At 60.3% G+C, this 22322-nt stretch carries 14 protein-coding genes; 11 read left to right on the plus strand and 3 right to left on the minus strand.

Annotated elements, in window-relative coordinates:
• Positions 1 to 202 precede the first annotated feature (202 nt).
• On the plus strand, positions 203 to 1264 hold the full coding sequence (gene aroG, locus GM668_RS22915; protein ID WP_155441290.1) for a 3-deoxy-7-phosphoheptulonate synthase AroG: 1062 nt from the start codon (positions 203 to 205) through the stop codon (positions 1262 to 1264).
• A gap of 103 nt (positions 1265 to 1367) precedes the next feature.
• Here the strand turns inward: aroG and GM668_RS22920 are convergent, their stop codons facing one another.
• The gene (locus GM668_RS22920) at positions 1368 to 4154 is read right to left on the minus strand and encodes a TonB-dependent receptor (RefSeq protein WP_155441291.1); all 2787 of its coding nucleotides are present in this window, start codon (positions 4152 to 4154) and stop codon (positions 1368 to 1370) included.
• Between the two features lie 67 nt (positions 4155 to 4221).
• Here GM668_RS22920 and GM668_RS22925 point away from each other — a divergent pair, with 67 nt between their 5' ends.
• On the plus strand, positions 4222 to 4497 hold the full coding sequence (locus GM668_RS22925; protein ID WP_155441292.1) for a hypothetical protein: 276 nt from the start codon (positions 4222 to 4224) through the stop codon (positions 4495 to 4497).
• A 127-nt stretch (positions 4498 to 4624) separates the two neighbouring features.
• On the opposite strand, the gene GM668_RS22930 is transcribed toward GM668_RS22925, so the two are convergent.
• Together GM668_RS22930 and GM668_RS22935 are read right to left on the minus strand one after the other, a co-directional pair.
• Positions 4625 to 7291, minus strand: coding sequence for a TonB-dependent receptor plug domain-containing protein (locus GM668_RS22930; RefSeq protein ID WP_308506840.1), 2667 nt, complete (start codon positions 7289 to 7291; stop codon positions 4625 to 4627).
• A 487-nt stretch (positions 7292 to 7778) separates the two neighbouring features.
• Positions 7779 to 10520 carry a TonB-dependent receptor gene (locus GM668_RS22935; RefSeq protein WP_211923441.1) on the minus strand — a complete coding sequence of 914 codons (2742 nt, stop codon included), beginning with the start codon at positions 10518 to 10520 and terminating at the stop codon, positions 7779 to 7781.
• Between the two features lie 377 nt (positions 10521 to 10897).
• Here GM668_RS22935 and GM668_RS22940 point away from each other — a divergent pair, with 377 nt between their 5' ends.
• The 9 genes from GM668_RS22940 to nusA all read left to right on the plus strand — a co-directional run bounded on the left by GM668_RS22940 (position 10898) and on the right by nusA (position 22314).
• Positions 10898 to 11836 (plus strand): ABC transporter permease, encoded by a 939-nt coding sequence (locus tag GM668_RS22940; protein ID WP_155441293.1) that lies wholly within the window; start codon positions 10898 to 10900, stop codon positions 11834 to 11836.
• 10 nt (positions 11837 to 11846) lie between these two features.
• On the plus strand, positions 11847 to 12836 hold the full coding sequence (locus GM668_RS22945) for an ABC transporter permease (protein WP_155441294.1): 990 nt from the start codon (positions 11847 to 11849) through the stop codon (positions 12834 to 12836).
• A 233-nt stretch (positions 12837 to 13069) separates the two neighbouring features.
• Entirely contained in the window at positions 13070 to 14743 is a 1674-nt protein-coding gene (locus tag GM668_RS22950; protein WP_155441295.1) for an ABC transporter ATP-binding protein, read from the plus strand.
• A gap of 27 nt (positions 14744 to 14770) precedes the next feature.
• On the plus strand, positions 14771 to 15748 hold the full coding sequence (locus tag GM668_RS22955) for a VTT domain-containing protein (RefSeq protein ID WP_155441296.1): 978 nt from the start codon (positions 14771 to 14773) through the stop codon (positions 15746 to 15748).
• 222 nt (positions 15749 to 15970) lie between these two features.
• Positions 15971 to 17005 carry a glucokinase gene (locus tag GM668_RS22960; RefSeq protein WP_155441297.1) on the plus strand — a complete coding sequence of 345 codons (1035 nt, stop codon included), beginning with the start codon at positions 15971 to 15973 and terminating at the stop codon, positions 17003 to 17005.
• Between the two features lie 201 nt (positions 17006 to 17206).
• Positions 17207 to 17965, plus strand: a complete 759-nt coding sequence (gene scpB, locus GM668_RS22965; protein WP_155441298.1) for an SMC-Scp complex subunit ScpB — start codon at positions 17207 to 17209, stop codon at positions 17963 to 17965.
• Positions 17952 to 19955: a pseudouridine synthase gene (locus GM668_RS22970; RefSeq protein WP_155441299.1), complete on the plus strand. Its 2004-nt coding sequence runs from the start codon at positions 17952 to 17954 to the stop codon at positions 19953 to 19955. The genes scpB and GM668_RS22970 overlap by 14 nt, the downstream gene beginning before the upstream one ends.
• A 308-nt stretch (positions 19956 to 20263) precedes the next feature.
• Positions 20264 to 20752 carry a ribosome maturation factor RimP gene (gene rimP, locus GM668_RS22975; RefSeq protein WP_155441300.1) on the plus strand — a complete coding sequence of 163 codons (489 nt, stop codon included), beginning with the start codon at positions 20264 to 20266 and terminating at the stop codon, positions 20750 to 20752.
• Positions 20749 to 22314 (plus strand): transcription termination factor NusA, encoded by a 1566-nt coding sequence (gene nusA, locus GM668_RS22980; RefSeq protein ID WP_155441301.1) that lies wholly within the window; start codon positions 20749 to 20751, stop codon positions 22312 to 22314. The genes rimP and nusA overlap by 4 nt, the downstream gene beginning before the upstream one ends.
• The last annotated feature ends 8 nt before the right edge of the window (positions 22315 to 22322 follow it).

Here is a 22322-nt window from a genome sequence, read left to right on the forward strand (position 1 = left end):
ATTCAGGAACTCGCAATGACCAAATTCTCCTTTACCGGCTATTTTTACTTTAGCAATTCCAACCCAAAGGCGGTGGAGTAGCGGCCGGTTCACGTAGAAACGAGATCCCAGCAAACCCAAACGAAACCGCCAGCAGTGGCGGTTTTTTTTTTACCCCGAATTTTTGATCAGACCTACACATCCATAACTCAGGAGAAACGACATGCAACGCACCGACGACTTGCGCATCCGCGAAATGAAGGAACTGGTACCCCCATCCCATTTGATCCGCGAGTTCCCGTGCACTGACGCCGCCAGCCAGACGGCGGCAGACGCGCGCATTGCACTGCACCGCATCCTGCACGGCCAGGATGACCGCCTGATGGTAGTGATTGGCCCTTGCTCGATTCACGACCCGAAAGCTGCGATGGAATATGCAAACCGCCTGGCGCCGCTGCGTGAAAAGCTGAAGGGCGACCTGGAAATCGTCATGCGCGTGTACTTCGAAAAGCCGCGCACCACCGTGGGCTGGAAGGGCATGATCAACGACCCGTACATGGATAACAGCTTCCGTATCAATGATGGCCTGCGCATGGCGCGTGAATTGCTGCGCAACATCAATGAACTGGGCTTGCCTGCCGGTACCGAATACCTGGACGTGATCAGCCCACAATACATTGCCGACTTGATCAGCTGGGGCGCGATCGGCGCCCGTACGACGGAATCGCAGGTGCACCGTGAACTGGCGTCCGGCTTGTCGTGCCCGGTAGGCTTTAAGAATGGCACGGACGGTAACGTGAAAATCGCAGTGGAAGCCATCAAGGCTGCGTCGCAGCCGCACCACTTCCTGTCTGTCACCAAAGGCGGCCACTCGGCCATTGTATCGACAGCCGGCAATGAGGATTGCCACATTATTTTGCGTGGCGGCAAGGCGCCGAACTATGACGCGGCCAGCGTCGAGGAAGCGTGCAAAGCCATTGGCGGCTATGGCCTGGCGGCGCGCTTGATGATCGATGCATCGCACGCAAACAGTTCGAAAAAGCCGGAAAACCAGGTGCCAGTGTGCGCAGATATCGCCAATCAAGTGGCTGCCGGCGACCAGCGCATTGTTGGCGTCATGGTGGAATCGCACCTGGTGGCAGGCCGCCAGGATCTGGTGCCGGGCAAGGAATTGACCTATGGCCAGTCGATTACGGATGGCTGCATTGACTGGGACGCCAGTGTGCAAGTACTGGAAAACCTGGCGGCGGCAGTGCGCCAGCGCCGCCTGAAAAACGAAGACTGACCAGTAGCGCCGCAAATGAAAAAAGCCCCGATGCCGGAAGCCGGCATCGGGGCTTTTTATTTCGCGGCAATGCCCGCCGGTCAGGCGGGCAGCAGTTCAGGTATTACTTGAACGTGTATGCAGCGTTGACGTACACAAAGCGGCCGCGTGGGTCGTATTGCGTGATGTCATAGCCAGCTTGGAACTGGTTGCTCACAGGAACGAAGATGCTAGGCTGCTTGTCGAACATGTTGCGCAGACCGCCGCTCAGCGTCAGGTTTTTGATGCCTTTCCAGGTCACGTTCATGTCGTAGGTAGCTTGCGCGCCCACGAAGTTTTGCACGTCATCCTGCTGGCGGTGGCCGGTTTCGTAACGCGACGAATAGTTCTGCGTCAGCGTGACGGACAGCGGGCCTTGGGTCCAGGTGCCGCTCAGAGCGTGTTTCCAGCGCAGCACCACACCGCCATTGTCGGCGCCCAGTACCGGGTTGCCATCCTTGTCCACCAGGGTGCCAACTTTGCGGGAAATATCGCCGCCTGGGCTGGTCTGGTCGAACTGGTCCATGTAAGTACCGTTCAGGCCAATGTCAAAGCGGCCCACGCTGGTGTTCTGGCGATATTGCGCGAATACGTCCAGACCTTTCACCTTGGCATTGCCGGTGTTAGCCAGCGTGGTGTAGATCAGGTCAACATCGTTGCCAGCCAGGCGCACCAGGTTTTTGTACGATGGGTCACCCTTGCGGAAGCCGGACACCACTTCCTGCGCCGAAGGCGTTGCCAGGATGTCGCTGACCTTGATCGAGAACCAGTCCAGGCCCACGGTCAGGCTGTTGAACGGCGACAGCACCAGGCCGACCGAGCGCTGCTGCGATTTTTCCGGCTGCAGGTTAGGATTGCCGCCCGATACCGCGTTCACCTGCAGGTTGTTCTGGTGGGTTGCAGGGTCGTTGAACGCTGCCGAGCTGCCGGTGCTTTGTGGCTGCCACAGGTCGGTCAGGGTCGGTGCGCGGAAGCCCGAACCAGCCGATGCGCGCAGCAGTACCGACTTCACTGGCTGCCAACGGGCATTGACCTTGTAGTTGGTGCTGGAGCCAAAGTCGCTGTAATGGTCGCGGCGCAGGGCGGCGCCCAGGTCCAGCGTCTTCATGATAGGGAAGTTGGTTTCAGCGAAGGCCGAATTAATGGTGCGGCCCTTGTCCACCGGCGGGGTAGCGCCGCCCAGGCCAGCGATGTCACCGGATTCCAGTGCCGCGCTTGGGTGGGTGACGTAGGTGTCATGACGCACCTGATAGCCTGCCGCGTACTGGCCGGTGATGCCGGCGAAGGAAGGCAGGTCGCCGGAAATCTTGCCGTCGAAGCTGTCGCTCTTCGACTTGCCGACCAGGGTGTCGCCGGTGTATTGCGCGGACTTCAGCTTGTCAGCCAATGCGCCGGTCTGCACGCCGCCTGGCGCCCATGGGTTCCAGTTGTTGGCTGGGTCGTTGATGATCTTGGCGTAGGCCACCTGCGAGAAGTAACCGGTCGGTACGGTGCCGTGGATCTTGCTTTCGTTGGTTGTCAGAGCAACTTCGTAGTCCTGGCCAACGATGGTGCCTTTGGCGCCAATAACCAGACGCGACTGTTTCGCGGTGTCTTCGCTGGAGCGGCCGCCGAAGTCAAACACGCGGCTGGTGATGGCCAGCGGCTTGCCGATCAGGCCGGTGTAGCCTTGCTTGGTCAGGTAAGGAACCGCGATCGACTGGTACACCGGGTTGCTTGGGTACAGGATCAGCGAAGGATCGACGCCTTGCTTAGCGAACTGGTCGTCGGTTTCCATGAAGCTGCGGCGCAGCGGGGAAGCCTGGAAGTTCTGGTTGACCGTGCTTTCCGAATACAGCGCATCGGCGAACAGCTGGTGATCATTGTTGATCTTGAACGTGCCGTTGGCGGTCAGGTTTTTCAGTTCGCGGTCAGGAATCAGGCCCACGTATGGCGCGCTGTCGAATGCGCAGTATGGTGCGCCCTTGGTCGAGTTGGTCGAGTTCTTGAACATCTGGATCGATTCGCACTGGCCGGAAGCGGCCAGTGGATTGCCGTAGCCGCTGCCTGGGCTGGTGCCGAACAGGCCAGGTTCGCGGTCGTTCGGGTATTTGCCCGGACGCACGGCGCCTTCGATGTTGCCCTGGCCGGTCGCGCCAGCCGAGTAGTATGGCAGTTTGTTGCCGGTGGCCGAGTACGCACGGTCAGCCGCGCGCAGCAGCTTTTCTTTTTCGTACGAAGCCGACAGCACCACGGAGAAGCCCTGGTTGTCCAGGTCGCCAAAGCCGGCGGTTACCGATGCTTTTCGGTTCTGGCCGCCACCGTGTTCGGTTGGGGTGCCGTAGCCGCCGGCTACTTCCACGCCCTGGAAGCTCTTCGACAGAATGAAGTTGACCACGCCGGCCACCGCGTCGGAGCCGTACACACCGGATGCGCCGTCTTTCAGCACTTCGACACGCTCAATCGCGGCCAGTGGAATGACGTTAACGTTGACTTTGGCGCCGCCACCGCCAGCGAAGGCAGCCAAGCGGCGGCCGTTGACCAGCACCAGGGTGCGTTCTTCGCCCAGGCCGCGCAGCGAGATGGTTGACAGACCGTAGGTCGAGCTGCCGGCGCCGGTAGCGTTGGAGGTGGAACCTGCGGAAGACAGTGCGGAGACACTGGCCAGCAGTTCCTGGGTACTGGTGGCGCCCGTGCGTGCAATTTCAGCCTTGCTCATCACTTGCACTGGCAGTGCGGTCTCGGCATCGACGCGCTTCAGCGACGAACCGGTAATTTCCACGCGCTGGATAGGCTGGTTATCCGATTGCGCCATGGCGGCGTGCATACCGAAAACCATGCCGCCAGCGCACAGCAGGCGAATAGAACGGGGCAGTGCTTTTTCCAACATCATATAAAAACTCCCAATGGTAAAGCTGCTAACGAATACGCTGAGTGGCTGATCGCCAAGCGTTGAATTCTTGTTATCGAAGGCCTATGAGTCGGCCATTGAAAAAACGGCAAAAGTTTTTCCAGGGCTTATGAAATCATCCGGGCAATTTGGTGTCAATCTGGAAAATTCAACGTTTTCCACGGTTGGACCAAAGTTTCAGATAGTTGCTGGCAGTAGTAGATTGTTGCCAGATATGCGTACTAGCAGCAAAAAAACGAGGAATATCGGTGAATTTGCAGCATTTGAATCTTATTGGCATTTGCGAAAGGTTGGCGCGGCGTTTGCTGGCAAACCCATGCCCTAATTTGTAAATAATGTATCAGGGCCAAGTTTATGTCACTTTTTCGCAACAGGTGCGGCAAATTGTGTCATATGTGCACTTTGCATAAAAAAACCGCCGGACGGAGCCGGCGGTTTTGCTAAGGCTCGCCTTAGAAAGCGTAGCTGCCGCGCAGGTACAGCGTACGGCCCAGCGGGTCGGTATAACGCGGATCGTAGCCTTTCTGGAACAGCGTGCCCTGATTCGAGAATGGCGGCTGCTTGTCCAGCAGGTTCTTGATGCCGGCCATCAGCGTCAGGCCCTTGATACCGGTATAGGTGCCGGTCAGGTTCCACAGGCTGTACGAAGGCACGTGGTTGAAGAACTGCGGATCGATGTCCAGGTTCTGGTCGGTGTAGCCAGTCTTGAACGACTGCGCCAGGTTCACGCTCCAGACGCCCGAGCGCCAGCCGATGGTGGCATTGTGCTTCCAGCGGAAGACCGGGTTGTTGGCGCGGTATACGCCCACCTTGTCGAAGAACGGGCCGTCGCGCTCATCCTGGTATTCATATTTGTGCACGTAGGTGCCGTCCAGGTTGAACGTGAAGTTGCCATACTGCGTGGCGCCCGAGCGCAGGCTCAGGGACACGTCCACCCCGTCCGTGTTGACCTTGCCCAGGTTTTCCTTCAAGTCCAGGATGGCGAATGGCGAACCGTCGGGATTGCGCAGGAAGCGGTCCTTGTATTTCGCATAGTCGCCGTAGATGGCTTCTTCCGGCACGGCATCGATCTTGTCCTTCAGCTTGATGTTCCAGTAGTCGACTGCCAGCGTGGCTTGCGGCACTGGCTCGACCACGATACCGACCGAGAAGGTTTTCGATTTTTCCGGGTTCAGGTTCGGGTTGCCGCCTTGCAGCTTGAACTGTTGCAAGTCGCAGTCGCGCAATGGGTTGGCGATAGGGTTGCTGGACAATGTGCCGCCAGGGCACAGGATCGGGTCGTTGTACGAGTTGTTGGTGTCGTTCTTCGACTTCGGTGCGTTTTTCTCGAACAGGGTTGGCGCGCGGAAGCCCGTCGATGCCGAACCGCGCAGCAGCACTTGCTTGCTCGGCGTATAGCTCAGGCCCAGTTTCGGGTTGACGGTATTGCCGGCATCGCTGTAATCGTCGACGCGGGTGGCGAACTGGACTTCCAGGTCTTTCGCCGGATGCAAGTCGATTTCAGCGAACAGTGCCTTGATGGTGCGCGCACCGCTGGTCGATTGCGAGCCTGACAGGCCGGAGCTGGCTGCCTGGCCGGCGATGTCGCGGTTCACGATGAAGTCGGCTTCTTCGCGGCGCAGTTCGCCGCCCAGCGCCAGGCCGGTCTTGCCGCCGGCCATCTCCCACAGGTCGGCATTGGAAATCTTGAAGTCGATGCCGGTATTGCGGGTGGTGCCGTTCTGTACTTTGCCGCGCAGGGCAGTGCTGTCCAGGTAGGCTTTGCCGGCCGTATCCTGCAGGCCGAACGGATTCAGGATGCCGTTTTTGACGCCGGCAGCGAAGGCGTCGTCGCGCACATAGCCACCGGTGAACCATTCGGCCGAACGGCTCTCCGAGATGGTGAAGCCGGTTTTGTAATCCCAGCCGCGCACCAAGCCTTCGGCCCCGATGCTCAGGCGGTCGGCCGCGCCCAGCGAATTGATTTCACGCTGGCCGGCTTCCACCGGACGCCAGTTGACCGACAACGGCTGGCCGGACAAGCCAGGCATGGCGGGCACGCCGCCTGCATTGCCAGGGTAGTACTTGCTGGTCTTGGGCAGTTCCAGCCCGGTCTGCGGCGGCGGCGCCGTGTGCGACAGCACGTCGTTTTCCGCGTGCAAGTATTCAATGGTGGCAGTGTGGTCGCCGTTGAGCTTGAAGCTGGCCTTGCCGAAGAAAGCTTTTTGTTCTTGAGCAGGCAAATCGTCGATCAGGCGGGTGTAATCCTGGCGACAAGTGCCGTTGGAAGCGCGCGGTACGGAGAAGGGCGGGTTGCAACCGGATTTAAAGCCAGGGTTGCCTGCCACGCTGGAGCCTGGATCGAAGAAGTTGCCCGGGAAGGTGGTGCCGGACGTCAGGTTCAGGCCGCGCTCGGGAATGATGCCGGTCTTGGAAAATTCGCGCTGCTGCGACGTCAGGATGTCCATCTTGTGCCAGTCGAACACGCCCCAGACGTTGAAGCCATCCTTGTCCAGGTCGCCGAAGCCGGTCGACACATTGATGCGTTTTTCATCGCCGCCATCGCGGCGCGGCAGCAGCGCTTCTGCCGTAATGGTGGTGGTGGTCACCGAGCGGCGCGTGATGAAGTTGATCACCCCGCCAATGGCATCGGTACCGTAAATCGCGGAAGCGCCGTCGCGCAGCACTTCCACGCGTTCCAGTGCCGACACGGGAATCATGTTCAGGTCGACAGACGCGCCGTCGTAAGGGTGGTTAGCCAGGCGGCGGCCGTTCAGCAGCACCAGGGTCTTGTCGCCGCCCAGGCCGCGCAGGTCTGCGACGGACTGGCCGCCGGTCGGCAGGCCGGAACTGTTGCCGCCCACGGTGTTACCGGAACCAAAGCTGGAGCTGTTCGAAGGGATGCGGTCCAGCACTTCCTGGGCCGTGGTCAACCCTTGCTTGACGAATTCTTCGGCTTTCACCACGGTCAGCGGGTTAGCCGTTTCGGAGACGATACGTTTGATCGACGAGCCGGTGATCTCGATGCGCTGCATTTGTTGCTCTTGCGCCATGGCGGATTGCGCCAGGAGGCCGAGGCCCAGCAAGCCGCCTGCACATACCAGGCGAACTGAGCGCGACATTACAGTTTCTTTCATCATTACCAACACTCCTACAAGGAATAAGTAAACATGATTTGCTAAAGTCTCATAGTTCCTGGAAGTAATTTTTCTCCAGAACTTGTCGATGTAACCATTCCGCCGGTATCAATGTCAATAATGTAAAGTTGTCTGTAAGCGAAAAACAACGAACGGTGAAATCCAGCTTTCGCGATATCTCATATTGTGTATATGCATTGATTGTTAAATTTCATGCGTGTGACTTACATGGAAGATAACTGAACGTACGCGTAAGTTGGTGGCAGTAATTGCGTATTAGCGATGTTTTCGCGGAAATCCCGACAACGTTGAATCGTCGGCGGTGTCGCGAACGGGCGTGCATTTTGGCCGCGCGGCGCACGTTGACGCCGGCGCCAAGCTTGTCTAGGCGAATTGCTGGTCGTTGGGCCGTTATCGCGTTGGCAGCGGCAATAGAAAAAGGGCCGGTCAGCGAACTGACCGGCCCCCTAAAGCGTTCTCAATCAGGCGATTAGAACTTGTACGTCACGCTGCCCTTGAAGTAGCGGCCGATGGCGCCGGAAGCGTCCATTGGGTTGTAGCTCATGCCGCCGTAGGTCAGTGGATCCAGCGGCGCCACTTTGTCGAACAAGTTGGCGATCGAGCCTTGCAGCGACAGCTGCTTGGTGACGTTGTAGCGGGCCGAGAGGTCGAACGTGGAGAACGACGCCAGGCGGCAGCCGAACGGCGCCGGGGTGCCGTCTGCGAACGTGTTGGCGCAAGACGTATCCGACGCTTCGCCCACGTTCTTCATGTGGGCGCGGTAGTTCAGCGTACCGGTCACGTTCCAGTCGCCTTTATCCCACGACGCGGTCATGTTGACCTTGTCTTTAGGCGTACCAGCGCAGTTCGACGTATCGCAGTTGCCGTGGGTGCCGGCGTACTGGAACGAACGGGTGGAATCCACACGCAGCCACGAGCTGATATGGGTCCAGGTCAGGCCCAAGGTCGCACGGCCCATGTCGCCCAGCTGGAAGCGCTGTTTGATGTCCGTATCCACACCCTTGATTTCCGTGTAGTTCGCGTTGCGGTATGGCGCGTTGATCACCAGCAGCGTGCCGGAGTTCGGAACGGTCACGCCGTTTTGTACCAGGTTGTTGTCCGAACGGACTGCGCCTGGCAGGGCGGCCGCTTCAGCAAACGCCACCTGGTTGATCTCGTTGCTGCGCTTCAGTTTGAAAGCGTCGATCGTCAGCGACGTGCCGTTGAACGGATCCCACACCATGCCCAGCGTGTAGCCTTTCGACTTTTCAGGCTGCAGGTTAGGGTTACCCACTTTCACGCCTGCCACGGTGATCGAGCAGTCCGCGGTGGTGGCGCCGCCGGCCGCTGGCTTGCCGCCAGGGCAACGGATTGGGTCAGACACTGGCGCGGAACCAGCCGATTGCGACAGCGGGCTGTTTTCAGCAGGGCCAGGAGCGCGGAAACCTTCCGAGTACGTGCCGCGCAGTGCGAACGTCTTGGTCGGGGTCCACTTCACGCCCAGTTTCGGCGTGGTCGAGTTGAAGTTGTCGTATTTGTCGTAACGGACGGCGGCATTGATTTCCACGCCCTTCATGACTGGCGCAGCCAATTCAGCAAAGATCGCGTCGACTTTGCTGTTGCCAAAGGTCGACACGTACGATGCATTGATGGTGCCGTCTTCGGTGCCGGACAGCGATGGGTTGCTGACCTTCTCGTGGCGGTGTTCCACACCCCATGCCAGGCCCAGCTTGCCGCCTGGCAGGTCCATCAGTTCACGCGACGCCTTGAAGTCGATGGTGGCCAGCGACGTGGTCGAGTGCGAACGCGCTGTGTAGCGGATCGCGTCGTACAGGCTTTGCGGGTTCTTCGATGCCTGCGCGCCGATGTAGTACGGGAACAGCGGGCTGGCCGGGTTGTTCAGCGCCTGCTGCAAGTTCTTCATGTTCAGCATGTTGGTGTACGTCAGATCCAGTGCGGAATCCGAGTACGTGATGCCGGTGTCATAGTCCCAGCCGGCGATCGTGCCTTTGGCGCCAAGCACGAAGCGCTTGAACTCGTTGTTGGCGTAGCGGGTCGATGCGCCCACGTCAAATGCGGAGTAGCGGATACGTGCGGCTGCGCCGAACGGGTTTTGCGGGTGGGTCGCGCCGATCGTCATGATCGTGCCCCACGACGTCACGGTGGTTGGCGACACCACGGTCGGGGTCACCGATGGCGGGATCAGCGTGAAGTGCGTATCGCGCTTGGAGTAGCCGGCTTCCGCATAGATCTGGTGGTCGTCGTTCACATTGAACGTGCCGCGGGCGTACAGGTTGTGGCCTTTGATTTCAGGCTGCATCGAGCGGAACTGGTCCTGGCCCCATACGCAACCATTGTTGGCGACTTGCACCGACGGCGTCAGCGACGAGCAGCCCGGCAGGTAAGTGTACGCCAGGGTTTTCGGATCGCGGATCGCGCCGACCGGGTTGGCGCCAGCCACGCCGCCGCGGATGTCGCCGGCCAGGAATTGCGAACCGGTCAGCGAGTAGCCATATGGACGCAGGTCGGCAGCGCCGATCCACGCACGGTTGTTGCGGTCTTTGTTCAGCAGTTCATTGTTGTTGTAGAACTCGGCGTTCAACAGCACGTTGAAGCGGTCGGAATCCAGCGAACCGGTACCCCAGGTCACCGATGCCTTGCCTTGTTCATTGTCGGAATATTTCGACGCGCCGTAGGTGCCCTTGACGATGCCGCCCACCAGGTCTTTACGCAGGATCACGTTGACCACGCCGGCCACGGCGTCCGCGCCGTAGGTCGACGATGCGCCGTCTTTCAGCACTTCAATGCGTTCCACGGCTTCCATCGGAATGGTGGACAAGTCGGTGAAGGTCTTGGTGCCGTCATCGGCGCGGGCAAATGGCGCCATGCGGCGGCCGTTCAACAGCACCAGGGTGGAGGTGGCGCCCAGGCCACGCAGCGAAATCGCGGTGGAACCGGCGGCGAAGCCGTTACCAAAGCCGGTTGGCAGCGAACCCGCGCCGTCCGACGTCAGGGTTTGCAGATATTCGGAAACCGTGCCCTTGCCCGATTTCGCCAAGTCTTCGCGGCTGATCACTTGCACTGGCGAAGCGGTTTCGGCCGATGCGCGCTTGATGCTCGAACCGGTAATTTCAACGCGCTGGATCGATTGATCCTGCGCCATTGCCGGCGTGGCCAGCATACTTGCCGCTACCGCGCCGCCGGCAAAGACCAGGCGTACGGAACGGGACATAACTGTTTCCATCATCATGCTTAAAAACCTCCAACTGGGGTGGGAATCTATGGATTGGAGCAACTTTGCCGTTTGCTCAATGCTTCGCAGTAGGCATCTGCACGCCAGTTGGTGTCAAGGTAAGGAATTCCCGTATCGCGCGCTGAAAATGTTGATATCAGCACAAAGATATCCCGCAATTTCCCTAAATGTGCTTTATTTCCCGTCTATCTACACGAAATATCGATTTGTTGAGAAGTGTAACAATATGCCGAAGAGCGTTACTTTTTGGCCACAGCTGTGCTGGACAGCCGGTTGTCTTGCGGCACTGCTTGCCCGTGGCGGCGGGCTGCGTGCATGATGGGGCCTCCGGATAACAGCAAGAGGGCTCGCGAAGGATGGCTGCATTTATAGTACGGCGTTTGTGGCAAATGGCGCCGACCATGCTGGGCGTGATCTTGCTGGTATTTGTGCTGTTTAACTGGGTGGGCGGCGATCCCGCCTACATCCTGGCAGGCAAGATGGCCGATGCGGACGCCATTGCCAATATCCGCCGCCAGCTTGGCGTCGACCAGCCATATTACGTCCAGCTGGGCATCTTTATCCGGCAAGTGGCGGCGTTCGACTTCGGCCACAGTTGGGCCACTGGCGAAGCTGTCTCGTCCATCATTACTTCGCGGCTGGGCCCGTCGCTGACGGTGCTGGTGCCGCTGACAGTACTTGAAACCGTGCTGGGCATTGCGCTGGCGCTGGCTGTGGCGTTCGTGCGCGGCAGCCTGACGGACCGTGCCGTGATGCTGGCCTGTACGGTGGCCATGTCCATCAGCATTTTGGTTTACATCATTGTGTTCCAGTACGGGCTGGCGTACCGCCTGGGCTGGTTCCCTGTGCAGGGCTGGGGCGGCAGCTTGCCTGAGAACCTGCTGCGCTATGCGGCGCTGCCCGTGCTGATTGGCCTGGCCGTATCGATGGCGCCCACGTTGCGGCTGTACCGCAGCTTCGTGCTGGATGAAGCGCGCCATGATTACGTGCGCACGGCGCGCGCCAAAGGGTTGCCGGAGCGGCGCGTCATGTGGGTGCACGTGCTGCGCAATGCCGCCATTCCTATCGTGACGCACGTGATGGCAGGCTTGCCGGCGCTGCTGATCGGCGCGTTTTTGCTGGAGCGGTTCTTTGGCATTCCCGGCATCGGCCGCGAAGTGATCCTGGCCGTGGAGCGCAGCGATTTCCCCGTCATCAAAGCGGTGACTGTGTGCGTGGCCGCTGCCACCATGGTCTTTAATTTGCTGGCCGATCTGCTGTACCAGGCGCTCGATCCGCGCGTGCGGCTGCAATGAGGATGCGCTGATGAAGGCGTTATGGCTCATGGCGTGGCGCCGCTTGCGCGCTGACCGGGTAGGGATGGCGGCATTGGCTGTCGTCGCGGGCTTTATGGTGCTGGCGGTGTTGTCCGCTTGCGGGCTGGTGGCGGCAGACTGGGAACAGGAAGTGGCTGTGAACTATGCGCCGCCGCAGTTTATGGCGGGTCCCGTGGCGGTAACGGCTTCCACGGCGGCGCCCGTTGCCGTGCCGCCCAATGAATTTGATCCGCTGGCCGCCGAGATTGCTGCATTGCGGCCCGATGCCGTTGCTGGGCAAGGGCGCATGCGCAAGCCTGCATTGCTGTTTGGTGCAGACAAATGGGGGCACGACGTCATCAAGAAAACCATCAAAGGGGCGCAAACGTCTGTCGCGGTGGGATTGGCAAGCGCGTTGCTGGCCGTTGCGCTGGGCACCCTGAGCGGCGCGCTGTCCGGATTTTATGGCGGCTGGATCGATGACTGTTTCAACTGGTTTTACAGCGTGTTCACGGCCATTCCATCGATCCTGATGATCCTTGCGGTGGCGGCCGTGCTGCAGCAAAAAGGCGCCGCGACCATTGTGCTGATCCTGGGACTGACGGGATGGACTGGGCCATACCGCCTGATGCGCGCGGAATACCTGAAGCACAAGACACGTGACTATGTGCTGGCGGCGCAAGCCATCGGCGCATCCAATGGGCGGCGCATGTTCGTGCATATTTTTCCCAACGTCAGCCATGTGGCGCTGGTGCAGCTGGCCATTCTTGCCGTCGGCTTTATCAAGGCGGAAGTGATCTTGTCTTTCCTGGGCTTTGGCGTGCCGGTCGGCGACGTCAGTTGGGGTTCGATGCTCAATGAAGCGCAGCAGGAACTATTGCTGGGCAAGTGGTGGCAACTGGCCGCGGCCAGCGGCGCGATGGCGTTATTGGTGACGGCGCTGTCGCTGCTGACCGATGCGATGCGCGATGCGCTCGACCCGAAAGTGACGCGCTCATGAGTGGGAAATTATTGATGGCAGCGCTGTCGCTGCTGACCGATGAGGTGACAATCCGCGATGCGCTCGACCCGAAAGTGACGCGCTCATGAGTGGGAAATTATTGATGGCAGCGCTGTCGCTGCTGACCGATGAGGTGACAATCCGCGATGCGCTTGACCCGAAAGTGACGCGCTCATGAGTGGGACATTATTGATGGCAGCGCTGTCGCTGCTGACCGATGAGGTGAGGTTGCCATGAGCACGGCGCCATTGCTGGAAGTCTGCGATTTGCAGGTGGCGTTCCGCAGCGGACGCCATGCATTGGCGCCGGCCGTGAAAGGCGTGTCGTTCACGGTGCCGCGCAACCGCACGGTGGCGCTGGTCGGCGAATCAGGCAGCGGTAAATCCGTCACGGCGCTGGCGGCCATGGGCTTGCTGGCGGCTGATGCGGCGGTGATCGCTCCGGCCAGCCGCATCGTGTTTGACGGCGTCGATGTGCTGGCGCTGGATGCGGGCCGGCGGCGCGCGCTGTGCGGCAAGGATATCGCGATGATTTTCCAGGAACCCATGTCGTCGCTGAATCCCGTGCTGACGGTTGGCTACCAGATCGCCGAAGTGCTGGTGCGGCATCTGCGGTTGCGGGGCAGGGCGGTGCGCGAGCGCGTGCTGGCACTGCTGGAAGAGGTGGGGATTCCTGAACCGGCACGCCGCATCGATGCCTATCCACACGAGCTGTCTGGCGGGCAGCAGCAGCGCGTGATGATCGCCATGGCCATTGCGTGCGCACCGCGCCTGCTGATTGCGGACGAGCCGACGACAGCGCTGGACGTCACGGTGCAAAAACAAATCATGGAATTGATCAAGCGGCTGCAGCACGCGCATGGCATGGCGGTGCTGTTCATTACGCACGACCTGGCGCTGGTGGCGGACATTGCGGACGACGTCATCGTCATGCGCGATGGCGTGGTGCGCGAAGCCGGGCCGGCGCGCGACGTATTGACGCAGCCACGCGATCCCTACACGCGGGCGCTGCTGCAATGCCGCCCGCCCATCGATGCGCGGCCGCTGCGCTTGCCGGTGATTGCTGATGTAATGGAAGGCCGGGCTCCCGTCACGGTGCAACGTCCGGCGCGCACGCCGACCGGCGGTATTGTGCTGCGCGCTGACCAGCTCAGTAAAAGTTTTACTGTACGTGACGGCTGGTTCCGCAAGCGGGAATTTCCGGCAGTAAGCAACGTGTCTTTCGCGCTGGAGCGCGGCACGACGCTGGGCGTGGTGGGGGAATCCGGCTGTGGCAAAAGCACGCTGGGACTGACGTTGATGCAGCTGCATCGGGCCACGGGTGGAACCGTCCTGTTTGACGGGCGCGATGTGCGGCAGGTGCCGCTGCAGGAATTCCGCAGGCGTATGCAAATCGTGTTCCAGAACCCCTACGCGTCATTGAACCCGCGCTTTACTGTCGAGCAGATTTTGCTGGAGCCAATGCAATTGCATGGTATCGGCGCAAACGATGCGGAGCGTACGCGGATGGCGCAAGCGTTGCTGGAGAAAGTCGGCTTGCCGCGCGCGGCGCTGCAGCGCTGGCCCCACGAATTTTCCGGCGGCCAGCGGCAGCGCATTGCCATTGCCCGCTGCCTGGCGCTGCAGCCGGATGTGCTGGTGTGTGATGAATCCGTGTCGGCGCTGGACGTATCCGTGCAGGCGCAAGTATTGAATCTGCTGCTTGACCTTCAGCAGGAATACGGCCTGTCTTACATTTTTATTTCGCACGACTTGTCCGTGGTGCGCTACATGGCGGACCACGTGATGGTGATGCGGCGCGGCGAAGTGGTGGAGCAGGGCGAAGCGGAGACGCTGTACCGTCGCCCGGAGCACCCGTACACGCAGGCGCTGCTGGCTGCCGTTCCTGGAGCGGCGCCTGCCGGCTGAGGCGATTTCGTTTACCATTGCGGAATCATGGCGAGCTTACTGACACTGTTGCGGGAATATGGCGTACTGATTGTGTTCGCTGTCGTCCTGGTCGAACAGATGGGATTACCAATCCCCGCATTTCCCCTGCTGATCGTTGCCGGCGCCCTCGTGGCCGGAAATGAATTGCACTGGGCGGCTGTACTGGCCGCTGCCTTGCTGGCATGTTCCGTCAGCGACTTCTTTTGGTTCCGCGCCGGCCGCCGCTATGGCAAGCGCATCTTGAAACTGTTGTGCCGGATTTCCCTGTCACCTGACTACTGCGTCAGCCAGACCGAAGATAATTTCCGCCGCTGGGGCCCGAAATCGCTGCTGGTAGCGAAATTCGTCCCCGGTTTCAATACCATTGCGCCGCCGATGTCTGGCGCCATGGGCACCAGTTACGCCCGCTTCCTGGGCTTTTCCGTGCCGGGCGGCTTGCTGTGGAGCGGCAGCGGGATTGCCATAGGCGCGTATTTCAGTACCAGTATCGAGCAAGTGCTCGACACCTTGTCCACCATGGGAACCACAGCGCTGGCCGTGCTGGGCACGTTGCTGGCCTTGTTTGTGCTGTACAAATACGTGGAGCGCAAACGTTTCCAGCAAACTGTGCAAATGGAGCGCATCACGGTGGACGAGTTGAAGCAATTGCTGCTCGATGGCCACGAGCCGATACTCGTGGATGCCCGCAGCGCCACGGCGCAATCGCTGGAACCGGCCGTGCCGGGCGCCGTGCTGGTCAATGGCGACTTGTCCAATGTGCTGCAAGCGCTGCCCAAGGACCGCCACATCATCGTGTATTGCAGCTGCCCGAATGACGTGACGGCAGCGCACGTTGCGAAGCAAATGTTTGCACAAGGTTATGCCTATGCGCGTCCGCTGCATGGCGGCCTCGACGCCTGGAACTCTGCCTTTGCCCACGAATTGCGCCGTCCCCGCGATGGCGAAAACGCAGCGCCTGTCCCCACCGCCGTTCCCCACGGCTGATTCCCTTCGTTCCAGCGTCGCGGCACGTGCAAACCGTGCGGCTACGCTGCGTCTTGTCTATACCAATCACCCCTAAAATCGGTAGTCATACTACGCATCGAATATTGCAAAACGTAACTTTTTACACTGTTATGCTTTAAATTTGTACTAAAACTACAAAGAATGCTTGCGCGTGTAGTCATAAATACGTAAGCTTAAGCCTCAACTTTTTCCAGTGCGATCATGACTTTCGAGCCTATTTCTACTTCGCGTATCCCTGCGCCGGGCGCTCCATTTCAAGGCGGTCCCCGCCTGCTGGCGGATGTCGGCGGTACGAATGCACGCTTCGCGCTGGAAACGGCTCCCGGCCAGATCGCCCATATCAATGTGCTGGCGTGCGCTGCCTATGCGTCGCTGGCCGATGCGCTGCGCGCTTACCTGGCATTGCCGGAAGTGGCGGCCGTATCGGGCAGCGGCATCCGCCACGGCGCCATTGCCATTGCCAACCCTGTCAATGGCGACCTGGTGCGGATGACCAACCATCACTGGCAATTCTCGATTGAAGCGCTGCGGACCGAATGCGGCTTTGACGTGCTGGAAGTGGTCAACGATTTCACGGCGCTGGCCAGTTCGCTGCCTTTCCTGTCGGATGCGCAAAAGCGGCAAGTGGGCGGTGGCGAAGCACAGGCGGGCGCACCAATCGGTTTGATTGGCGCCGGCACGGGCCTGGGCGTATCCGGCCTGATTCCTGGCAAGGATGGGCGCTGGACTGCGCTGCTCAGCGAGGGTGGCCATGTCAGCTTTTCGCCGGTCAATGCACTGGAAGTCGCCGTCCTTGAACATGCGTGGACGGAATTTGACCACGTGTCGGCCGAGCGTTTCATGTCCGGCGTCGGCATTGAATTGATTTACCGTGGTTTGTGCAAATACCGTGGCGTCCAGGCAGAAAAGATCGCCGTGCCAGTCATTGTCAGCCGCGCGCTGGCCGATGAGTGCGCGCTGTGCGCGGAAACCGTGGAAGCCTTTTGCTGCATGCTGGGTACGGTGGCGGGCAACCTGGGCGTGACGCTCGGAGCGCTGGGCGGTATTTATATAGGCGGTGGCATCGTGCCGCGCCTGGGCAACCGTTTCGACACGTCAGGCTTCCGCGCCCGCTTCGAGCAAAAAGGCCGCTTTTCCAGCTACCTGTCGCGGATTCCGACCTACGTGATTACCGCAGAGTACCCGGCCTTTGTGGGCGTTGCCGCCATCCTGGCTGAAAAACTTGCATCAAAGTAAATTCGTACGGTAGTGTCGCCCGTCAGCCGTTTTATCAGGTACAATTGTGACTGTTGGATGAAACGGCTTCCCCAGACACGCAAAATCAGTCGCGGTAATATCTGCCCGTTTTCGCCCGAAAACAAACTTCTCCACTTGTAGTGCTCCTGCCTTGCGCGCTTCGGCCCGGGCTTTTCTTCTTGCATTTGTTTGCAACCACATATGGAAATAGCTGAGGCGAAGCAAGTCCTCGAAACCGCTTTGCTATGCGCGCAAGAGCCTTTGTCCGTGCATAGCCTGAAAAAGCTCTTTATCGAGCTCGACAGCCAAGAGCGGCCACAGAATGATGGTTACAGCTCGGAGCAAATCAAGGGCATGCTGGCGGAGTTGCAGCAAGAATGGACAGGCCGGGGCGTCGAGCTGGTGTGCCTGGCAAGCGGGTGGCGGTTTCAAAGCCGCCCGGAAATGAAACAGTACCTGGAACGTCTGAACCCGGAAAAGCCGCCGAAATATACGCGCGCTACGCTGGAAACGCTGGCAATCATCGCGTACCGGCAACCCGTGACCCGTGGCGATATTGAAGAAATCCGCGGCGTGACCGTGAATTCGCAGACGATCAAGATGCTGGAAGACCGGGGCTGGATCGATGTGGTCGGCCACCGTGACGTGGTCGGACGCCCGGCGTTGCTGGGAACGACCAGGCAGTTCCTGGATGATTTGGGATTGAGTTCGCTGGCCCAGCTGCCTCCGTTGCAGCAAATCAGTGAACCGCAGGGCGGGCCGCCGGATATGGCGGCGCTGGAAGCGGCCCTGCAAGAGAATTTTGAGAAGGCGGCGCAGGCCGCTTCACATGCTGGTACTGGCGGTCAGGATGACAGCCAGGTTGTTCGCCTCGATGATGAGGCGCCGGCTCGCGCCCCACTACTGGAAGCACCGGTTGACGCAGAGCCCAACCAAGAAATGAATAATGAACAACACTGATACCCAAGAGACTGTCGCCGGCGCCCCTGCCGCCGACGTGGCCGCGAAACCCAAGCGCCGCACCAAGGCTCAAATCGAAGCGGATAAAGCTGCTGCACTGGCAGCGGGCGAACAGCCGAAACCTAAACGCAAGAGCAAGGCTGCGGCCGCAGCTGAAGCAGGCGATGCCGTTGCTGCCGAGGCGGCTGGCGACGCCGCGCCGGCGAAAAAGCCGCGCGCCCGGGCAGTGAAGAAAGAAGTGGCGGCGCAAGAAGCTGCTGCGCCGGCGGCGGAAGCGGCGCCGAAAGCGCCGCGCACCCGCAAAGCCAAGCCTGCCGCTGAGGCTGCCGCCCCTGCGGCGGCAGCTGCGCCGGTCAAGGCTGACGCTGCGGAAGCGCCGGTCGCGGAGGCTGCGCCCGCTGAAGGCAAGCCGTCCCGCGATGGCCAGCGCCAGGGCAATAGCCGTCCGCGCGGTCCGCGCCAGATGCGCGAACAGCGCGCCAGCCGTGAGGTGCTGCATCCGAAGCCGATCGCTGTTGCCGCCGCCGCTGTTGCGGATGGCGCGACCAGCCTGCCGCCGGAAGGTGAGGCGGCGCCGGAAGGCCAGGAACGCACCCAGGGCCAGCGCCACAACAAGCGCGGCAAGGGGAAAGGCAAGGGCGTCAACGTCAGCAACGCAGGCAAACCGCAAGGCACGCCAGGCGCCTTCGGCAACAAGATGAAGCGCAAGGCCAATGACGCCGACGCCGTGTTCTCGTTTGTTACGTCGGATGCGTTCGATAGCGACGAAGCGGGCAAGGGCCGCCAGCAGCAAAAACAAGTGCGGCGCGACCTGACGTCGGACGACGATGCGCCGAAGCTGCACAAAGTGCTGGCGGAAGCGGGCCTGGGTTCGCGCCGCGACATGGAAGAACTGATCATTGCGGGCCGCGTGTCCGTCAATGGCGAGCCGGCCCACATCGGCCAGCGCATCTTGCCGACCGATGCCGTGCGTATCAACGGCAAGCTGATCCAGCGTAAAGTCAGCAAGCGCCCGCCGCGCGTGCTGGTGTACCACAAACCGGCCGGCGAAATCGTCAGCCATGACGATCCGGATGGCCGCCCATCGGTATTTGACCGCCTGCCGACCATGAAGGCTGGCAAATGGCTGGCCATCGGCCGCCTGGACTTCAATACCGAAGGCTTGTTGCTGTTCACCACGTCCGGTGACCTGGCCAACCGCCTGATGCACCCGCGCTACGGCATCGACCGCGAATACGCGGTGCGTACGCTGGGTACGCTGGAAGAGGGCATGCGCCAGAAATTGCTGTCCGGCGTTGAGCTGGAAGACGGCATGGCGCAATTCTCGAAAATCGCCGATGGCGGTGGCGAGGGGATTAACAAGTGGTACCGTGTGGTGATCGGCGAAGGCCGTAACCGCGAAGTGCGCCGTATGTTCGAGGCGATCGGCTTGACGGTATCGCGCCTGATCCGTACCCGTTACGGCGCCATGACTTTGCCGAGCGACTTGAAGCGCGGCCGCTGGGAAGAACTGGAAGAAAACCAGGTACGTGATTTGATGGCGGTGTACAGCCCTGAGAAAAAACAGGGCGGTGGCGATGGCCAGCAAAAACGCCAGGGCGGCCAGCCGGGCCAGCCGGGCCAGCAGCAAGGCCAGGGCCGCCAGCGCCGCGAGCGTGAGCGTGACCGCGAGCCCAATGGCAACCGCATGGATGTCAGCAACAAGAATGCTGATCCATTCCCGCAGCAGCGCGGCCAGCGCCGTGGCGGTGGCCAGCAGGGCGCCTACTTTGGCGCCGGTGGCGGCGGTTTGCCGGAATTCGGCCGTCCAAGCGGCCGTCCGCAAGGCGGCGCCCAGGGTAAAGGCAAGGGCGGCAGCCGTCCGCGCCAGCCGGATCCGCTGCAGACCACGTTCGGCTTTGCCGGCGCCGGTGGCGGCCAGCAGCGCCGCGGCGGCCAGCCGCGCGGCGGCGCCATGGACCATGGCATGCCGCGCCGCCGTAAAGGCTGAGGTATTAAGGGTTTTAACGGGTGTCCAGCCCGTTAAAACGCCTGTATTTCGTGCCGCGATGGCCGAATTTGAAGTGTTGTAAGCCCCGCCATTCCGCGATGCGGCATTGCAGCGAAATCAAGTTGCGGTTATAATGGCCATCCAATGGAAACGTGATTCGCAGAATGCACAGTGATCTGTGTGCTTGCTGAGACTGCTTTCATCTGGGTAGGAAATACAAAAGATGGGCAATAGCCCATTTTTTTTTTGGTGAACGTTTTTAGCGGCCTAACGCACAGTCGAAAAGGGCCGCGATCTGGAGAATTTCTTTGCAACTGCCGGAGTTAATTGAAACGACCGTCACGGGTCTGGGCTATGAGCTGGTTGATTTTGAACGGGCCGAGCGTGGATTGCTGCGCGTGTATATCGATTTCACCGCGGAAGATGCAGCGGAAAAAGGTCCGATCACCGTGGAAGATTGCGCGAAGGTCAGCCATCAGCTGAGCCACGTGCTGACTGTGGAAAACGTCAACTATGAACGGCTTGAAATTTCCTCGCCTGGCCTGGACCGTCCGCTGCGCAAACTGTCCGACTTCGTCCGTTTCGCAGGCTGCGAAGCGATCGTCAAGTTGAAGATTGCCATGCCGGGCACTTCCAACCGGAAGTCGTACCAGGGCATTTTGCATGAGCCGAACGGCGAAACGCTGGCGTTGGAATTTGAAGGTAAAGAAGGGCCAGCGTTGTTGGAATTTACGCTGGCCGATATGGACAAGGCACGTTTGGTGCCGCAGGTGGATTTTAAGGGACGCAAAGCATGAGTCGCGAAGTTTTATTATTGGTTGACGCGCTGGCGCGTGAAAAGAACGTCGATAAAGACGTGGTCTTTGGCGCGCTGGAATTCGCACTGGCGCAAGCCACGAAGAAGCGCTACGAAGGCGAAGTCGATATTCGCGTCTCGATCGATCGCGATTCCGGCGAGTTCGAATCCTTCCGCCGCTGGCACGTGGTGCCGGACGAAGCCGGCCTGCAGCTGCCAGACCAGGAAGTGCTGCTGTTCGAAGCCAAGGAACAGATTCCTGACATCGAAGTCGACGAATACATTGAAGAGCCGATTGAATCCGTGGAATTCGGCCGCCGCTTTGCGCAAGACACCAAGCAAGTCGTGCTGCAGCGCGTGCGCGATGCCGAGCGCGAACAGATCCTGGCTGACTTCCTGGAGCGCGGCGACGCGCTGGTGACTGGCACCATCAAGCGCATGGAGCGCGGTGACGCCATCGTTGAATCGGGCAAGATCGAAGCGCGCCTGCCGCGCGACCAGATGATCCCGAAGGAAAACCTGCGTATCGGCGACCGCGTGCGCGCTTTCATCCTGCGCGTGGACCGCAATATGCGTGGCCCGCAAGTGATCCTGTCGCGTACCGCGCCAGAATTCATCATGAAGCTGTTCGAACTGGAAGTGCCGGAAATCGAACAGGGCATGCTGGAAATTAAATCCGCTGCACGCGACGCCGGCGTACGCGCCAAGATCGCCGTGCACACCAACGACAAGCGTATCGATCCGATCGGCACCTGCGTCGGCATGCGCGGTTCGCGCGTGCAGGCCGTGACCGGTGAGCTGGGCGGCGAGCGCGTGGACATCGTACTGTGGTCGGAAGATCCGGCCCAGTTCGTGATTGGCGCGCTGGCCCCTGCCAACGTGTCGTCGATCATGGTCGATGAAGAAAAGCACGCGATGGACGTCGTGGTGGACGAAGAAAACCTGGCCATCGCGATCGGCCGCTCGGGCCAGAACGTGCGCCTGGCGTCGGACCTGACCGGCTGGAAGATCAACATCATGACGGCTGAGGAATCAGCCGACAAAGCTGCCCAGGAAACCGCCGCTACCCGCGCGCTGTTCATGGAAAAGCTGGACGTCGACCAGGAAGTGGCCGACATCCTGGTGGAAGAAGGCTTCGCCAGCCTGGAAGAAATCGCTTACGTGCCGATTTCCGAAATGCTGGAAATCGAAGCGTTCGACGAAGACACCGTCAACGAATTGCGTACCCGCGCCCGCGACGCGCTGGTGACGGAAGCCATTGCTTCGGAAGAGGGCCTGGAAGGCATGGAAGAAGCGCTGGTTGGACTGGAAGGCATGGACCGCATCACTGCGGGCAAACTGGGCCTGGCCGGTATCAAGACGGTTGAAGCATTTGCCGCACTGGCTTACGACGAATTTGGCGCCATCCTGGCCCTGTCCGCCGACCGTGCCCGTGCATTGATAGCCAATGAATTTGAAGATGTGACCGACGACGAGATGAAGTTGGTTGACTCGAAGTACGACGACCGCGCCAAGGCCCTGCAAGCCAAGGCATGGGCGTTGGCCGAATCCGTAAAGGCTTAATTTGAGTA

It is taken from the genome of Pseudoduganella ginsengisoli (genome assembly GCF_009720865.1).
GTDB lineage: Bacteria > Pseudomonadota > Gammaproteobacteria > Burkholderiales > Burkholderiaceae_D > Rugamonas > Rugamonas ginsengisoli.

What these genes read in the sequence shown, in the direction of transcription:
- aroG (WP_155441290.1), top strand. Translation starts at nt 203, where the DNA reads ATGCAACGCACCGACGACTTGCGCATCCGCGAAATGAAGGAACTGGTA.
- GM668_RS22920 (WP_155441291.1), bottom strand. Translation starts at nt 4,154, where the DNA reads ATGATGTTGGAAAAAGCACTGCCCCGTTCTATTCGCCTGCTGTGCGCT.
- GM668_RS22930 (WP_308506840.1), bottom strand. Translation starts at nt 7,291, where the DNA reads ATGATGAAAGAAACTGTAATGTCGCGCTCAGTTCGCCTGGTATGTGCA.
- GM668_RS22935 (WP_211923441.1), bottom strand. Translation starts at nt 10,520, where the DNA reads ATGTCCCGTTCCGTACGCCTGGTCTTTGCCGGCGGCGCGGTAGCGGCA.
- GM668_RS22940 (WP_155441293.1), top strand. Translation starts at nt 10,898, where the DNA reads ATGGCTGCATTTATAGTACGGCGTTTGTGGCAAATGGCGCCGACCATG.
- GM668_RS22945 (WP_155441294.1), top strand. Translation starts at nt 11,847, where the DNA reads ATGAAGGCGTTATGGCTCATGGCGTGGCGCCGCTTGCGCGCTGACCGG.
- GM668_RS22950 (WP_155441295.1), top strand. Translation starts at nt 13,070, where the DNA reads ATGAGCACGGCGCCATTGCTGGAAGTCTGCGATTTGCAGGTGGCGTTC.
- GM668_RS22955 (WP_155441296.1), top strand. Translation starts at nt 14,771, where the DNA reads ATGGCGAGCTTACTGACACTGTTGCGGGAATATGGCGTACTGATTGTG.
- GM668_RS22960 (WP_155441297.1), top strand. Translation starts at nt 15,971, where the DNA reads ATGACTTTCGAGCCTATTTCTACTTCGCGTATCCCTGCGCCGGGCGCT.
- scpB (WP_155441298.1), top strand. Translation starts at nt 17,207, where the DNA reads ATGGAAATAGCTGAGGCGAAGCAAGTCCTCGAAACCGCTTTGCTATGC.
- GM668_RS22970 (WP_155441299.1), top strand. Translation starts at nt 17,952, where the DNA reads ATGAACAACACTGATACCCAAGAGACTGTCGCCGGCGCCCCTGCCGCC.
- nusA (WP_155441301.1), top strand. Translation starts at nt 20,749, where the DNA reads ATGAGTCGCGAAGTTTTATTATTGGTTGACGCGCTGGCGCGTGAAAAG.